Origin of the sequence: Dyadobacter psychrotolerans (assembly GCF_004349265.1) — a bacterium.
GTDB classification, from domain to species: Bacteria; Bacteroidota; Bacteroidia; order Cytophagales; family Spirosomataceae; genus Dyadobacter; species Dyadobacter psychrotolerans.
This window is the reverse complement of record NZ_SMFL01000002.1, coordinates 837,817-851,659: the sequence shown is the minus strand read 5'-3', so window position 1 is coordinate 851,659 and position 13,843 is coordinate 837,817. Positions and strand designations below refer to the sequence as shown.

Sequence of the window (13,843 nt, the reverse complement as noted above, 5' to 3'; positions counted from 1 at the left end):
ACTCATTCCCTCGGTGCTTTAATGTTTAAAAATACGCGTAGTCTTGTCTTCCAGTCCTTGGGTCGCCAGTCATCGTTGAAACGGTTGGACTTACCCATATTACACGCCCTGCACAGAATTTGAAGGTTTGTCAGCTTCAATGCCAGCTTTGGATAAAGTGACCGGGGTTTCACATGGTCAACGTGTAACTCACCATATTTACCGCAACACATGCACTTGTTACCGTATAGGCGCAATGCTCTGTATCTTAGCTTGTACCATGCGTCTGAGGTGTAGAAGTCTTGTTTAAGCACGGATGCGTCCTAGCTGCTGGTTTTCGTAGTGTTCAATGTATGCCTTTTCTTCCCGTGTAAGCTCAAACGGCCCTTTTTTAGAACGGGTGACAAAGCTTTGATATACTCTCGGGCAAAGCGGCTTTACGGTAGGGTCAAGAATTTCCACGATGTCAGCCGGTGTAGGGATTTCCTTACCTGTTTTCAGATATTGGATAAAGGCTCGTTGAACGTCATCAATCGGATAATCGCCTAATACCATCTGGAAACCCATGTCACGCATTTCTGCAACGTCTGAGGCTTCACCGAATTTCTTTAACATCGCGTATGTCTGTTGCAATAGCCGGGTTAGTTGTTCCTGGCTCTGCAAGCAATCCCTTATCAGGATTTTTCCCGCCGTTGGCTTCCCATCTTGCTCTTCGTTCGGCAATGATTTTTTCTGTAGCATCGGCGTAAAGTTCTGTCTGTGATTTACGACCGCCAAATCCGTTTCCGGTCTGTTCTCCGGTAGGGATTCCATTTCTGACAGCAATTTGTCCAGTGTTGTTTTGAGTGTTGTTTCCATTTTCTAGCGCCTCGTAATCGTTAAGAAATCTATCATCGTTCATCCATGCAGGGAATCCTTTGGCGTACTGGCTGTTACCTTCTCGGGAAACAGAATACTTTTTCACCCCTGCCAAGATTAGCTCTTCGGAGTTTCCACGTTCAACCGCAGCCTTCCAAGCTTTCAAGGCGTTGCCCCTACTGCCTGCCCTAAGTTTAGGATAGATCGCCCACGCCTGACTAAATATATCTTCGTTAGAAGATATTGTGGTTATGGTTGTGGTTGTAGTTACTAGGGCTTTGCTAGGGGATTGCTTTGGCATTGCTCTAGCATTGCTAGACTTGCTTTCACCACCCTTTTTCCCAGCATTTACGCGCTTTTCGTGGCGTTCGTTGGTTTGATTAATGACTTCAATTGTCTTTTCACTGACCCAAAAACCATTTTTCAGTTTGAAGAATTGATGCAGCACAACATCAACGTCTGACTGGTCTTGATCTGACAATGCCCTAGCAATGCTATAACATTGCTTCACGGGTATTTGCTGTTCGGTGGTGTAGATGTGGCGAAGCAGAAGCATGTATGCCCCATGCTGTGCCATCGTTAGATTGAAAGTCTTGCCGGAATAGTCAGACCAGTAAAACGGATACCATGCTTGCGTCATTGAGAGCCTTTGCCTTCACTTTGCCAATAGTCTGTTAAAAAATCGGGGCTGTCCTAATCCGGCAAAGGATAGACAGGACACCACGCGCATGGCTGCCCCAGACAAAGCATGCACATTGGTATATTTTTTGTCAACAAAATAATTCCGAACTTCGCATAAATCCACCTAAAATATCTAACTCCTAATGACACCAAGGCAAAAGCTCAAAGTATACCAAGATTTAGCCACAACTATATTGAGTGAACACTCTTTTGAGCAAGCTAAAAATCTGTTATCTATGTACGGCCTGTCGATGGAATGGACAAAGTTCGATTTACCACCAGAAGCATTTCTCGTAGATACATTTTTATTTCACGACCCTAATAGTGTATTTGAAATGGCAAAAGATTATGAGGTTGAAATCCCTTTGGAAGATGCAAAAACTAAATCTGAAAACAATCAAAATGAATCTATTGTGAATAGTCCCGCCAAAAAGATATTTATAAGCCATTCCAGCCAAGATAGAGATGTCGTAGGTAAACTGATTGACTATTTAAGGGCCATTGGTGTAAGCACAAGGAAGATATTTTGTACTTCTTATGAAGACTATGGTATTCCACTTGGTGAAGATTTTCTTGAAAAAATCAAAAAAGAGATTAGCAGCGAAACCTTGGTATTATTTGTTCTTACCGATAACTTTTATGCTAGTCCGGTATCTCTATGTGAAATGGGAGCGGCATGGGTTAATTCAAAGGATCATATCCCTATACTCGTTCCACCGTTTGATTTCATTGATATTAAAGGCGTCATACCTAATACCCAAGGTATGAAGATTAACGAAAAGCCCAAATTGAATAGCTTGAAATCAAAATTGGAAATTTTTTTTGAACTTGACCCGATAAGCTTTTCAATTTGGGAACGGGAACGTGACGAGATTTTTTCCCGCATGGATGCCGTGCTTCAAAAAAGAGCTACTCCAATCGTCTAATCCGATTTACATGAAGCTGAGCGACTTCCTGAAAGATTACAATGAAGCGGCGAACGATATCTTCGTAGACAAGTATTACGTTGAGGATTATATCCGGGAAAGACGTATTCCAGACGAAGACGGTGTTTATGACACAAGGACGAATGAGCAGTTTATCAGGGAGGAATACCCGCACCTAGTGGATAACCCGGAGCAGTATTACGAAGGAAAGCACAAAGCGAACTTTGAGAAAACGGTTAAGAAGCTGCAAGCGTCAAACCTTCCGAAAAAGGAGGTAAACAACGCAGTTAAGAACATACAGGCCCGGATTGAAACGAGTAAATCAGCCACACCGCATACAGCTATTGCGCGGGTTGCATATAAGGATGCGTTCAAAACTTATGTCAAGGCTCTGGATAACCAGATCGAACAGCTCAAAAAAGCTGAATTCATGAAAGCTTTCGGACCAAAAATAGATAGGAATCAGGAGAAGGAACGATAGATTTATTTTGTAAATTTACATCAACGTCAGCTACATTAAGCTGCCGAGACTACTTATATAGTACAGTACCCATGGTGGAGCTTTCTATCATGGGTATTCTATTATGATACCAGTGGCAATATACCAGTTCCACAAACTGGGTCAATGAGTATGCTTATGCAGATTATTTGATAAATATTTATCAAAACCATCTTGATATGTGCAACACTTTAATCAAAAGCACTTACATTTGTACAAATAATTTCAGTACATCTGGAAATAGAAGTGCTGCACCAATTGGCACAGCACTCTAACAAAGAAGAACGAGTTACGCATAGTTATGCGCAAAGTATTAAAAGAACTTATCTATGATGTGTGAGAGCAGTCCAGCTAGAACCAGCTCAATCAACCATCTTAGACAAGAGGGAGTACCATTCCAGAAACTCTGGAGGTAATTCCAAATCGCCTGCGACATCGGTGTCATTTAGGTGAAACATTTATTATCCGTATGCCCCATTGCAATCTCACCTGCAATGGGGTTTTTCGTTGGGATAAAAGTACGAAATTAGAAATAGATTGCCATATTGAATATTTGAATTTCCATTACCTCAAATACTAACGTATTCAGAAAGAATTGTTAAAATTCTTAGAATGAGATTGTTAGTCTCAACAGAGTTGTGAAAATAAATACAACTTTTTTTTATTGATTATCAATTAATTACAAAAATCAGGCTAAACGTATAGACATTTACCGTTATAGCAGTCTTGTTGTATCACCTAAGTCCACCATCAAGGCTTCGATCTGGCTATCTTCACTCTCATATAGCTCATAGTCTTCTGGCGCATTAGCGTAGATTTTGGGGAATGGTTGTTGCCTTCTCTTGCGTGCGTTGTTGCTGTTGTGTCTGCGAACCTGCCTGCCGTACTCTGTGTCTTTACGTTCCATTAACCAAACTCCCGCACCACCCAGTTGTGGTATTCTGCCACTGCTTCAATCGAATTGATAATCTTATATTCACCTTGCCAAGCGTCTTTCCAAACCACTTCATCCGGCGTAAGTGCTTGGGCGCTTTTAGCTTTCTCACCGTCTTTAATTTCTATTACTACCGTAAACCTGTAACCGCTGGGCAAGTGTTTGCTTGCTATAATATCAGGAAATCCACGGCCAATCATGTGTGTGTGCGCGACTGTCCAGCCTAGTTGTCGGAACGATTTGACAATTACAGGCTGGTTATCGTCTGCCTTAGCCGCTCTACGCATTACGCTGCATCAATCCATAAGCGGATTACTTCACTGGCAGTAATTTCACGCTTCTTGGCTAACGAATGCAGCTTTTTCAACTGGGATGGTTTCAGCTTCATTGAGAAAAACTCATTGTTCTTCTCTGGGATAATCTTTTTTTCTTTTTTCATCTTTTTTCTCCAGAAAGGTATTGACATTAACAGTATTGGCATGTAAAACAGTAATTGTCAAGCAAAAGGAGAGATAAAATGATTTACGGTTATACCAAACCGCCACAAGCTGTAAAAGATGGCATTGTCCAACGCCTTGCTATTTTCTACAAATCATTATCAGAAGATGAATTGATCGAAAAAAGCGGCGCACCGGAATATGTGCCAGTAGCAATTGAGGAGCTTACCATTGAAGGTAAAATTGAATTCATCAACGGGCGATATGTGCTGAAAGGAAACAACTAATGTCAGACAATATGAGAATTTGGGATCTGGTAAGTAAGACCGACCCAAAACATACCAAGCCATTTAAGCGGTCGGGCGGTTTCTCCGGTACGGCTATCAAGCCTATATATTCAGTTGAAACGATGACCAAACAATTTGGTCCTGTTGGCTTTGGATGGGGATATACCAAGCCTGAATACGTAACTCATTCTGGCCCTGACAATCAGCTAGTGGTCTATTGCACGATTGGTGTGTGGTACAAAGACGGCGATTTGAAGTCTGAGGCTTTTTATGGTGTTGGTGGCGATTTTGTAGTTGTCAAACAATCCTCTGGCCTACGTGCCGACGACGAAGCTTACAAAAAGGCATTTACGGATGCCATGGGTAACGCTTTCAAACATCTTGGTCTATCTGCGGATGTTCACATGGGTCAGTTTGACGGTAGCAAGTACATGGATGAGCCTAAGCCAGAGCCAAAGGTTGAGCCACTACTACCTGAACGCAAAGCTTTTATAATCGAAACCATCAACAGTGCAAAAGATGTGGCTACGGTTAAAAAACTAAATTCAGATGCACAAGCGGAATGCGTTGCAGCAAATGACCCTACCACTTTCCAAGACATACTGAAAGCTGCCAAGGAAAGAATAACCCAACTACAACCACCAAGAGAAGAACATCTTATTACCGGCGGTGGCTTAGTACCTACCGACATCTCACAATTTTAATCAAAAAAAAGGAGACTACAATTGACCAAAACATTTAATATCGACCTGAAAGCGGTTGCATCTTGCGCCCCAGCCATGTCAACAGAAGAAACCCGTTACTATTTATGCGGTGTTCACATTTTTGAGCGTGAAGGAAAGGTCATTTACGAATCAACCAACGGTCATTTTCTTATTCAGGTTCAATCAGAAATTGAACAAGATGAGATGGATTACGCTGGTTTAAATATTATCCTTCCTGCTTTTCTTGTAAAACAATTATCCAGTAAACCAATTCAAAAGGGCTTTGCAGTTGAAGAACATACTCTTGTTCCATGTGTGATTGATGGCACTCGTATCAATGTTGAAATGATTGACGGCCTCATTAATTTCAAACTGATTGACGGTAGCTTTCCTGACACTGCACGAGTTATCCCGACAAAGGCAAGCTGCAAAAACTTGGATTTTGACGCAATTGGTTTTAGCCCAACATACATGGATAAACTCGGTAAATCCCTTAAATCCTACACGGGTTTCAGTGTTCTTTCTGCCAAGTTTTCCGGTGATGAGAAATCGCCAATCCTGATTGAATGCAGCAGCCCATCATGGATTGCCGTATTAATGCCCGCCACTGTATAGGAGAACAAAACATGGCATCTGTAAATAAAGTTATCCTCCTCGGAAACGTAGGAAAAGACCCCGAAATCCGCACGTTCCCGAATGGTGGCCGTGTAGCCAATTTCACGATTGCAACATCTGAAAGCTGGAAAGACAAAGCAACGGGCGAACGTAAAGAACGCACGGAATGGACGAACGTATCTGTGACCAATGATGCGCTTGTCGGAATTGTTGAACGATTTGTCAAAAAAGGCTCTAAACTCTACATCGAAGGCCAACTGCAAACCCGCAAATGGACTGATAGCAACGGCGTTGACAAGTACAGTACGGAAGTAGTGTTAAAGGCTTTCAAGGGTGAAATTACCCTATTGGATAGCAAGCCGGACGATCAACAATCGGACAATGGCGCTGCTTATTCCAAAGCCAAAAATAATAGCACCCTGTCATCAAGCCTTGAAGGCGAAGAACCAAACTTCGATGTTTTCAATAACGATGAATTTGAAGCACCGTTCTAATGTCCGAAAGCAAGACCATAATCTTGCGATCTGAAAAGCAGGTTGATTATGCGAAAAGCATTTTAGTCAGCCTGCCCAAAGATGAACAAAAGCCTATATGGGTAATTATATTTGAGACTTACGAAGCAATCCGGTCAAAAAGATTTAATAGCTATTACTGGGTTTGTCTTACTCATATTGCCTCATGCAAACCAACTGGAAGTTATTTCAATCCCGAATCGTTCCATGAGTTTTTTGGTGGAATGTTCCTTGAGCCTAATATTTCCTACAATATTTTGACGGGTGCTGAAATACGGTCTATTCCATCCACTACCAAGCTGGGGTCTAAAAAGTTTAAGAAATACTTTGAAGACATTCAGGAATTTTGCCTGCACGAATGGTTTGTTATTCTACCCGACCCTAAACAACATGATATGGAGTACATAAAATGAAATACGTTGACCTACTGGAAGCAATACGCGACCACAACAATAAAATTGATGAGCAATACGGCGAACTGTTCGCAGAAGACGAAGAAGTTTCCGGTGACATTGATGAAAGTTTGGAATGGTGGTGTAACTACCTTCTGACCTTGTATAATGAAGATAAAGCCAAAGCTGACGCTGCCAAGGAGCTTGCTGACAAATATACTGCCCGTTCCAAATCCTTCGGAAACTCTGCCGATTGGCGTAAACAGGGTATTGAAACTCTAGTAGCTATGGCCGGAAAACCGATCAAAACGGTTGCTGGTTCTGCCCGTATTCAACAGGGCGTTATCAGTGTATTGGTGAACTGCCCACCTGAATTATTGCCAGAAGAATACAAAAAAGTCTCGTATGCTGCCGACAAAGCTGCTATCAAACGTGATTTGGAAGCTGGTAAGGAGATGAACTACGCCACTCTCGAACGTGGTAAACCATTTTTGGTGATCCGATGAACGAACTTGACGGTATTAACTATATCAGCATAAGCCACTGGGGATTGTTCCTTGCCCCGAATTAAGCCAAAACGAATAACGGACGCGGGTTTCCTACATTTCCTGCGTTCGCTCCCTTGCCTATGTTCCGGGAGAATGGGACAAGTAACTGCTCATCATCTCCTTGACACAGGTTTACGAGGTATGGGGTTGAAAAGCCCTGACAGGTATGCAATCCCTCTGGACTGGAAAATCCATGATGCTCTCCACCGGGCAGGCGATGAAACGATGTTTCTCGCTGGCTATGGCATTACTGACGCTATGGATATTGCAGACCAGTTCTACGAATGCTATCTAAACAACGACCACGAAACACCGTATGATTATATAATGAGGAGATTTCTTTGACCGATCTACATGACCAAATTACAGGTAAAATTATCGAACAACTTGAACAGGGTTTGGCCCCATGGCGGCAACCATGGAAAACCGGAATAACTTTCGGAATGCCACTCAACGGCGTTACAAGAAAGCCCTACCGTGGTATCAATGTGCCTTTATGCTGGTATGATATGCAGGAAAAAGGTTTCCAGAGCAATGAGTTTGCCAGCTTCAAGCAATGGGCCGAGAAAAAAGAATACGTCCGTAAAGGCGAAAAAGCCACCCAGATTGTTTATTACGACACAATCGAGCGCAAGAAAGATGACGAGATCACGAAAATCCCCTTCCTGAAAATGTCCTACGTCTTCAATAAGTGCCAGTTAAAATCCTACAATCCTGAACAGGAAACAAAGGAAGAAGTTGACATTGTGAAGAGTATTCAGCAAGTTGACGCATTCGTAAAAAACACCGATGCCATTATCAAGCATGGTGGAAATCAGGCGTTCTACAACAAAGCCCAGGACTACATACAGATGCCTCCCACGGTTGCTTTTATCGGCACCAAAACACAATCACCAACGGAAGCGTATTATTCAACAGAACTTCACGAGTTGTCTCACTGGACTGGCGCTGAAAAGCGTTGCAACAGACAGTACGGCAAACGCTTTGGAGATCACGACTATGCGTTTGAGGAACTTGTAGCAGAGTTATCATCTGCGTTTCTATGTGCGGAATTAGGGATTGCAGACGGCCCCCAGCTTGACCATGCAAGTTATATAGGCCATTGGCTGGCGATACTAAAGGAAGACAAAAAGGCCATTCTGACGGCTGCTAGCGCTGCCAGTAAAGCAGGAGATTGCTTAAAGGCGTTTCAGACTAACGCTCTTTCTCATGATCGCCCTTTGATTGGAAATTCACCCGGAATCGTTCTTTCTTAGCCTCCTTAGCCCCAGCAGAGAAACCCATATTATAGTTATTGAGTGTTAGAGCTTGATTACCCTTAATATGGGCCTCAAACTCTTTCACAAGCTTAGGGTCATGTTTTTCCAGTAGGTAACCGTCGTTGTAACCCTTAACCATGTCAGGATTTACCCGGTCATCAAGTTCATCGCTCATGGTCTTTTTGTTTATCGTTTTTCTTAAATGCTGCTAAGAACTTTTCCTTTTTAGTTAAGGTCGGCTCAGGCTTACGTCCAATCTTCTCGTCAAACCGCTTGCTTTCCTCCTCTCGCTTGTTGCGTAAGTAATCCCGTTCGGCCATTTCGGCCTGATGCATGTTGTATTTTAGCTTATCGCTCAGGTTCTTAATGTCGCCGCGCTGGACATTCTGTTCCATTTCGGAAACCTCTCTTTCGGTAAACTTTGGCTGACCGTTATCAAAAAATGGCTCGGTTGCAGGCTCATCTTTTTTGAGTGCCTTTTCATTGTCAGCGAATTGTTTTGCAAGCCGTTGTAGTTCTTCTGGTGTCATATCAGAATGGGTTTTTGGCGTGTTTATCTAAATAGGCATCAATGCTGTCAAGGTCATACAAAATATGCTTTGGAAATGGCTGGCTGAAACGGATAGCACCAGTGTCACGAAGCTTCTGCAGCGTGGTTTTACTGGATATCCGCATGTATTTCATAGCTTCTGCCCCATCGCACCAGCGGTCGCGTTTGTTACCCTTAACACGGGCAACAACCTCCTCTATGATGCGGTAAAACTGCTCGTCTGTAAGTTTAGAGGGTTCCATGAAAGCAATATATTAATTTATTCACCTAAAACCGCGTCAAGAGCATCATCAGCCGTTTTGTGAATGAAATTATTTTGGTAAGAAATTGTCGTGGTCAAGCTGCTGTGCCTGTAAAGCTTTTGAAGCATCTGTGGAGTGATTTTATCACCAGAGATATTTCCGAAGGTATGGCGGCTAATGTGGTTCGTCATCGGCTTGTCTATCTCGGCCTTTTCCGCTACCTTTTTAAGATATTTATTGAGATTTTTAACCGCGTAAGATATTTTTCTTTCCACTGTATACTGGTCACTCATATCTTGAACAACCTTTAATTCTGGGAATATCAGATTATTAACTTTCTCATCGCCTCTGTACTGGTCTAAAATTCCTTTGACTTTTTGGGGTATTTTGAGTGAACCAGCTTTGTCGTTTTTACCCATGGAATAGAAAAGACGATCATTCTGAAAGTCTGACCATTTCATCCTCAGAACGTCAGAAACTCTCACCCCAGCAAAATAATAGGAGAACAAAAATACGTTTCGAGCATGGTTCATTTTAGCGTCTGGCAAATCCAGCTCCTCAATTTTGGTAACTTCTTCCTTTGTTAAGCCAATTTTAGAGGATTGAGGAATTTTGATCTGTATCTTCCCCCGTCCGAATGGGTAGGCTCTCGGGTCGGCGATCTCCGCCAATATTGCCTGATTATAGATAGTTCGGATAAGTATTAGGTGATTTACAATTGTCCGGTCACTAAGCTTCTTATCCCCTTTCAAATGAGCCTTAAAGCGGTTGAGCAGTGCAACGGTGATTTCAGAAAAATCAATGTTCTTAGTTTCGAGGAATTCTTCAAAGTTTTTTAAACGTGATAAGTCAGTCGGAACTCGGTTGTATTTACCCTCTTTGGTCATGTTATCCGTAAATTCCTTCGCAACTGCAAAAAACGTAACACCCTTTTTAGGTTTGATCTTTTTGGCTACAAGCTTTGCGGAAACATCCTTTTTCTTTGCTTGTAGTTCAAGGCTGGTGTCACTGGCCTCTGCTAGCTTCTGAGCAATTAAATTGTTGAGTCTGACGGAATTCCGGTGAGATTTTTTAACTTTACAGGCGACTGCATCCCAGTCTTCTAGATTGACACTCTGTCCGATATGGATGTATGAGTGCTTTCTATCCTTCGTAATCCGCAGTGCAAGCGGATAGGTGCCGTCCACTTTTGCGGTATTCCTGACCACTACTTTTATTGTTGTTGCCATGACTGTCTGTTGTTTACAAAACAAAGATACAAATTTTCAGTCACACATCAGTCACACAAAGCATGGTTTATTGTGTATCACCATGAAATATATTAAACACTAAACTGCTGATTTATAATACGTTAATTTCATAGTGAACCATAGTAAACCATAGTAATACAGATGGAATAGATTTCATAACCCTAAGGTCGGCAGTTCGATTCTGCTCCCCGCTACGAAAATGAAAGGGCGCTCTGATGAGTGCCTTTTTTTGTTACTATAAGAATTAAATTCGTCTTCTTTCAGTTTGTACTAAGTACAGGTAAATACACTCCTGAAAACCACCATGACATGAAATTACTGATACAATACCTAAGCAGGTATAAAGCCCTCATTTTGCTTGCCCTTGTCCTCGCAGCCATTAACCAGATTTTTTCTTTGCTTAACCCGTACATTCTGGGAAACTATCTGATTGATCCTTTTGCCAATAAAGCAAAGTACTTCCGTGATAACGGGCTTGATAATGAATTTTACAAAGGAATAACGATAGGATTACTGCTAATTATCGGTACGGCGATGGTTTCACGTATAGCCAAAGCCTTTCAGGATTACGTTGTTAATGTTGTCATCCAAAAATTTGGAGCAAACTTATATACAGATGGTCTTCGTCATGCGCTCCGTCTACCCTTCCAGGATTTTGAAGATCAAAGAAGCGGCGAAACTTTATCGGTACTGCAAAAAGTAAGAGCCGACTGTGAAAAATTCATTACCAACTTTGTAAACGTTCTTTTTGCGACATTGGTCGGAATTGTCTTTGTGGTGATCGTCGCTTTTAAACTTAGCCCGGCTTTGCCGCTTATCTATCTGGTAGGCTCCGTTGTTCTTGCTTATCTAACCAGCATTTTGAGCAGGAAGATAAAAACGATTCAGAAAAACATTGTCAACGAAACCACGGCACTTGCCGGATCAACCACAGAATCGCTTAGAAATATTGAGCTGATAAAAAGTCTTGGTTTAACCCAGCAGGAAATCGCCAGACTGAACACGACTACATTCAAAATCTTAAAACTCGAACTTAAAAAGGTTAAGAGCATCAGATCAATCAGCTTTATCCAGGGAACGTTTGTCAACTTTCTTCAGCAATGTATCATGTTCGCTTTGCTGTTCTTTGTTTTCCGTGATCAGATTACGGTAGGACAAATGATGATGATGCAGTTTTACTCTTTTTTCATCTTCGGACCTTTACAGGAACTTGGCAACGTAATTTTGTCATACCGTGAAGCAGAAGCGTCATTGTTTAATCTTGAAACTTTGCTCGCCAGGCCGGTTGAGCACAAACCGGAGAATCCGGAAATCATTAAAGACATTGAATCACTGCGTTTTAAACATGTGCGTTTTCAGCATCAGTCAGCAACGCGCCCTGCTTTGGAAGAAATATCGTTTCATGTAAACAGAGGGGAAACCATCGCTTTCGTCGGTCCTTCGGGTTCGGGAAAAACAACTTTGGTAAAACTCCTTGTCGGACTTTATCACCCCAATACCGGTGCTGTTTATTACAACAACATCGATGGAAGTAAAATCGATTTTGATGAAATGCGTCATAAAATAGGTTTTGTAACACAGGATACGCAGCTATTTTCCGGTACGATCAAGGAGAATCTTTTATTCGTTAATCCGGAAGCGACTGACGAACTAATAGAAGACGTACTACATAAAGCTGCTTGTTATAATTTGCTTGCCAGGGCAGAAAACGGAATTGAAACGGTTATTGGTGAAGGTGGACTGAAACTTTCCGGCGGTGAACGTCAGCGTTTGTCCATTGCACGCGCACTGCTGCGAAACCCGAATTTAATGATCTTTGACGAAGCTACTTCCGCGCTGGATTCACTTACGGAGGAAGAAATTTCAAACACCATCCGCACCATTACCGACCAGCGTCAGCACATTACCGTCATGATCGCCCACAGGTTATCGACAATCATGCATGCTGACAGGATTTATGTCCTGGAAAAAGGAAAGGTGGTAGAGACTGGCAGTCACTTATCTCTTATCAATGAAAAGGGATTGTATTATGCCATGTGGAGACAGCAAATTGGCGAACGAAAAATCGAGCCTGTTCTTGCATCATAAACACAAAAAGGGGAGCCTGAAATAAGATAAGACTCCCCTTTCCAACTTTTTTAAATCTGTCAGTGAACGATTTTGAATACCAGTTCTTTTAACAATTCTCCTTCCGGAATGGAAACACCGTCCAGCCCTTTCATACGGGCGTCGCAATCCCTTAAATAATGAATAACCATCGCTGCCTTGTTCAGCGGGTAATTTCTTGCAGCTAAATTGTAATCCTTTACAAAAAAAGGATTGATCCCTAATTCAGTTGCCAGTCCACGTTCGGACTTGTCTTTACTTGCATGAGTTAAAAGAACCTTTGAAAAGAAATTATACAAAATGATCAGAATCGGCGATAATGGATTGTCTTTTGAATTAGCCGAAAAGTATGATGCAATTTTATTCGCCTTCAAAACATCCCGGGTCGCAAGTGCTTTTTGAAATTCAAAAACATTGTATTCCTTACTGATCCCCACAAATCTTTCAACTGCCTCTGCATCAATCCCCTGATCTACCCTCAGGTTTACCATAATCTTGCGTATTTCATTGGTTAATCTTTTCAAATCATTGCCAATGTTGTCGACAATCATCTGGACGGCCTTGGGACTTATCTTTACACCCTCTGCCTGACAAAAAGAGGCGACCCAGTCAGGGAGTTTGTTGTCATACATTTTCTTGGACTGCACAACAACTCCATGATTATTGAATGCTTTGATAAATGATTTCCGCTCGTCGGCATTGGCCTGGAAACACAAAATAAGCACGGTGCTGCTCAACGGGTTTAAAGCATAGTCTTCCAGCCTTGCCTGCTGTTCCTTTTGTTCAATTCCCCCAAGCTTATTGGCATCTTTAACCAGAATTAGCTGCCTCTCCGCCATAAACGGATACCTCCGGGCATAGCTTAACACACCGGCTACGTCGGTATCTTTTCCATACAATACAAACTGATTAAACCCTTTCTCTGATTCCGGTACAATCCGTTTTTCGAGCTCGTCAGAGATAGAATCAATGTAAAAAGGCTCATCGCCATGCAGAAAATAGAGCGGTTTAAACCGTTTTGCTCTAATGTCTTTTAATATAACTTCGGGCGTTTGCGCCATAGG

20 protein-coding genes are annotated in these 13,843 nt (G+C 42.1%); 11 read left to right on the top strand and 9 right to left on the bottom strand.

From position 1 onward, the window contains the following. Window positions 1-2 precede the first annotated feature (2 nt). The 3 genes from E0F88_RS34735 to E0F88_RS07285 form a co-directional block, all read right to left on the bottom strand. A complete protein-coding gene (locus E0F88_RS34735) occupies window positions 3-212 on the bottom strand; it encodes an HNH endonuclease (protein ID WP_131957553.1) in 210 nt (69 codons plus the stop codon). A gap of 73 nt (window positions 213-285) precedes the next feature. Beyond that, on the bottom strand, window positions 286-594 hold the full coding sequence (locus E0F88_RS07290) for a hypothetical protein (RefSeq protein ID WP_131957552.1): 309 nt from the start codon (window positions 592-594) through the stop codon (window positions 286-288). Beyond that, window positions 575-1,477: a DUF1376 domain-containing protein gene (locus tag E0F88_RS07285; RefSeq protein WP_131957551.1), complete on the bottom strand. Its 903-nt coding sequence runs from the start codon at window positions 1,475-1,477 to the stop codon at window positions 575-577. The genes E0F88_RS07290 and E0F88_RS07285 overlap by 20 nt, the downstream gene beginning before the upstream one ends. 184 nt (window positions 1,478-1,661) lie before the next feature. Here E0F88_RS07285 and E0F88_RS07280 point away from each other — a divergent pair, with 184 nt between their 5' ends. Both E0F88_RS07280 and E0F88_RS07275 read left to right on the top strand, forming a co-directional pair. After that, on the top strand, window positions 1,662-2,444 hold the full coding sequence (locus tag E0F88_RS07280) for a toll/interleukin-1 receptor domain-containing protein (RefSeq protein ID WP_131957550.1): 783 nt from the start codon (window positions 1,662-1,664) through the stop codon (window positions 2,442-2,444). A 10-nt stretch (window positions 2,445-2,454) separates the two neighbouring features. Then, on the top strand, window positions 2,455-2,925 hold the full coding sequence (locus E0F88_RS07275) for a hypothetical protein (RefSeq protein ID WP_131957549.1): 471 nt from the start codon (window positions 2,455-2,457) through the stop codon (window positions 2,923-2,925). Between the two features lie 924 nt (window positions 2,926-3,849). On the opposite strand, the gene E0F88_RS07270 is transcribed toward E0F88_RS07275, so the two are convergent. Both E0F88_RS07270 and E0F88_RS33610 read right to left on the bottom strand, forming a co-directional pair. After that, window positions 3,850-4,164 (bottom strand): hypothetical protein, encoded by a 315-nt coding sequence (locus tag E0F88_RS07270; protein ID WP_131957548.1) that lies wholly within the window; start codon window positions 4,162-4,164, stop codon window positions 3,850-3,852. Then, window positions 4,164-4,316, bottom strand: a complete 153-nt coding sequence (locus tag E0F88_RS33610) for a hypothetical protein (protein ID WP_165940009.1) — start codon at window positions 4,314-4,316, stop codon at window positions 4,164-4,166. Before E0F88_RS33610 ends, E0F88_RS07270 begins: the two co-directional genes overlap by 1 nt. A 78-nt stretch (window positions 4,317-4,394) precedes the next feature. Between E0F88_RS33610 and E0F88_RS07265 the strand changes: the two genes are divergently transcribed. The 8 genes from E0F88_RS07265 to E0F88_RS07230 are packed head-to-tail and all read left to right on the top strand — an operon-like array spanning window position 4,395 to window position 8,628. Next, window positions 4,395-4,601, top strand: coding sequence for a hypothetical protein (locus E0F88_RS07265; protein WP_131957547.1), 207 nt, complete (start codon window positions 4,395-4,397; stop codon window positions 4,599-4,601). 11 nt (window positions 4,602-4,612) lie between these two features. Then, window positions 4,613-5,305 (top strand): hypothetical protein, encoded by a 693-nt coding sequence (locus E0F88_RS07260; protein ID WP_131957546.1) that lies wholly within the window; start codon window positions 4,613-4,615, stop codon window positions 5,303-5,305. Window positions 5,306-5,326: 21 nt separating this feature from the next. Continuing rightward, window positions 5,327-5,920 carry a DNA polymerase III subunit beta family protein gene (locus E0F88_RS07255; protein WP_131957545.1) on the top strand — a complete coding sequence of 198 codons (594 nt, stop codon included), beginning with the start codon at window positions 5,327-5,329 and terminating at the stop codon, window positions 5,918-5,920. Between the two features lie 11 nt (window positions 5,921-5,931). Next, complete coding sequence (gene ssb, locus E0F88_RS07250) at window positions 5,932-6,414, top strand: single-stranded DNA-binding protein (RefSeq protein ID WP_131957544.1); 483 nt, start codon at window positions 5,932-5,934, stop codon at window positions 6,412-6,414. Further along, on the top strand, window positions 6,414-6,845 hold the full coding sequence (locus E0F88_RS07245) for a NinB/YbcN family protein (RefSeq protein WP_131957543.1): 432 nt from the start codon (window positions 6,414-6,416) through the stop codon (window positions 6,843-6,845). Before ssb ends, E0F88_RS07245 begins: the two co-directional genes overlap by 1 nt. Next, entirely contained in the window at window positions 6,842-7,330 is a 489-nt protein-coding gene (locus tag E0F88_RS07240) for a siphovirus Gp157 family protein (RefSeq protein WP_131957542.1), read from the top strand. The genes E0F88_RS07245 and E0F88_RS07240 overlap by 4 nt, the downstream gene beginning before the upstream one ends. A gap of 51 nt (window positions 7,331-7,381) precedes the next feature. Further along, window positions 7,382-7,717, top strand: a complete 336-nt coding sequence (locus tag E0F88_RS34980) for a DUF968 domain-containing protein (protein WP_131957541.1) — start codon at window positions 7,382-7,384, stop codon at window positions 7,715-7,717. Continuing rightward, entirely contained in the window at window positions 7,714-8,628 is a 915-nt protein-coding gene (locus tag E0F88_RS07230) for an ArdC family protein (protein WP_220466244.1), read from the top strand. The genes E0F88_RS34980 and E0F88_RS07230 overlap by 4 nt, the downstream gene beginning before the upstream one ends. 167 nt (window positions 8,629-8,795) lie before the next feature. Here the strand turns inward: E0F88_RS07230 and E0F88_RS07225 are convergent, their stop codons facing one another. Genes E0F88_RS07225 through E0F88_RS07215 form a run of 3 tightly spaced genes read right to left on the bottom strand, consistent with a single transcriptional unit; the run spans window position 8,796 to window position 10,652 of the window. Then, complete coding sequence (locus E0F88_RS07225) at window positions 8,796-9,161, bottom strand: hypothetical protein (RefSeq protein WP_131957539.1); 366 nt, start codon at window positions 9,159-9,161, stop codon at window positions 8,796-8,798. 1 nt (window position 9,162) lies between these two features. After that, window positions 9,163-9,423 (bottom strand): helix-turn-helix domain-containing protein, encoded by a 261-nt coding sequence (locus E0F88_RS07220; RefSeq protein WP_131957538.1) that lies wholly within the window; start codon window positions 9,421-9,423, stop codon window positions 9,163-9,165. 17 nt (window positions 9,424-9,440) lie between these two features. Then, window positions 9,441-10,652, bottom strand: a complete 1,212-nt coding sequence (locus tag E0F88_RS07215; protein WP_131957537.1) for a site-specific integrase — start codon at window positions 10,650-10,652, stop codon at window positions 9,441-9,443. A 330-nt stretch (window positions 10,653-10,982) separates the two neighbouring features. Here E0F88_RS07215 and E0F88_RS07210 point away from each other — a divergent pair, with 330 nt between their 5' ends. Then, window positions 10,983-12,761, top strand: coding sequence for an ABC transporter ATP-binding protein (locus tag E0F88_RS07210; RefSeq protein WP_131957536.1), 1,779 nt, complete (start codon window positions 10,983-10,985; stop codon window positions 12,759-12,761). Between the two features lie 59 nt (window positions 12,762-12,820). Here the strand turns inward: E0F88_RS07210 and holA are convergent, their stop codons facing one another. Beyond that, complete coding sequence (gene holA / locus E0F88_RS07205; protein WP_131957535.1) at window positions 12,821-13,840, bottom strand: DNA polymerase III subunit delta; 1,020 nt, start codon at window positions 13,838-13,840, stop codon at window positions 12,821-12,823. Between the last annotated feature and the right edge of the window lie 3 nt (window positions 13,841-13,843).

Bases quoted from the DNA above. Each gene is read 5' to 3' on its own strand.
- E0F88_RS07260 (WP_131957546.1), top strand. From the start codon at position 4,613: ATGAGAATTTGGGATCTGGTAAGTAAGACCGACCCAAAACATACCAAG.
- E0F88_RS07210 (WP_131957536.1), top strand. From the start codon at position 10,983: ATGAAATTACTGATACAATACCTAAGCAGGTATAAAGCCCTCATTTTG.
- E0F88_RS07290 (WP_131957552.1), bottom strand. From the start codon at position 594: ATGTTAAAGAAATTCGGTGAAGCCTCAGACGTTGCAGAAATGCGTGAC.
- E0F88_RS07265 (WP_131957547.1), top strand. From the start codon at position 4,395: ATGATTTACGGTTATACCAAACCGCCACAAGCTGTAAAAGATGGCATT.
- E0F88_RS07275 (WP_131957549.1), top strand. From the start codon at position 2,455: ATGAAGCTGAGCGACTTCCTGAAAGATTACAATGAAGCGGCGAACGAT.
- ssb (WP_131957544.1), top strand. From the start codon at position 5,932: ATGGCATCTGTAAATAAAGTTATCCTCCTCGGAAACGTAGGAAAAGAC.
- E0F88_RS07270 (WP_131957548.1), bottom strand. From the start codon at position 4,164: ATGCGTAGAGCGGCTAAGGCAGACGATAACCAGCCTGTAATTGTCAAA.
- E0F88_RS34735 (WP_131957553.1), bottom strand. From the start codon at position 212: ATGTGTTGCGGTAAATATGGTGAGTTACACGTTGACCATGTGAAACCC.
- E0F88_RS07215 (WP_131957537.1), bottom strand. From the start codon at position 10,652: ATGGCAACAACAATAAAAGTAGTGGTCAGGAATACCGCAAAAGTGGAC.
- E0F88_RS07225 (WP_131957539.1), bottom strand. From the start codon at position 9,161: ATGACACCAGAAGAACTACAACGGCTTGCAAAACAATTCGCTGACAAT.
- E0F88_RS07285 (WP_131957551.1), bottom strand. From the start codon at position 1,477: ATGACGCAAGCATGGTATCCGTTTTACTGGTCTGACTATTCCGGCAAG.
- holA (WP_131957535.1), bottom strand. From the start codon at position 13,840: ATGGCGCAAACGCCCGAAGTTATATTAAAAGACATTAGAGCAAAACGG.
- E0F88_RS07220 (WP_131957538.1), bottom strand. From the start codon at position 9,423: ATGGAACCCTCTAAACTTACAGACGAGCAGTTTTACCGCATCATAGAG.
- E0F88_RS07240 (WP_131957542.1), top strand. From the start codon at position 6,842: ATGAAATACGTTGACCTACTGGAAGCAATACGCGACCACAACAATAAA.
- E0F88_RS33610 (WP_165940009.1), bottom strand. From the start codon at position 4,316: ATGAAAAAAGAAAAAAAGATTATCCCAGAGAAGAACAATGAGTTTTTC.
- E0F88_RS07280 (WP_131957550.1), top strand. From the start codon at position 1,662: ATGACACCAAGGCAAAAGCTCAAAGTATACCAAGATTTAGCCACAACT.
- E0F88_RS07245 (WP_131957543.1), top strand. From the start codon at position 6,414: ATGTCCGAAAGCAAGACCATAATCTTGCGATCTGAAAAGCAGGTTGAT.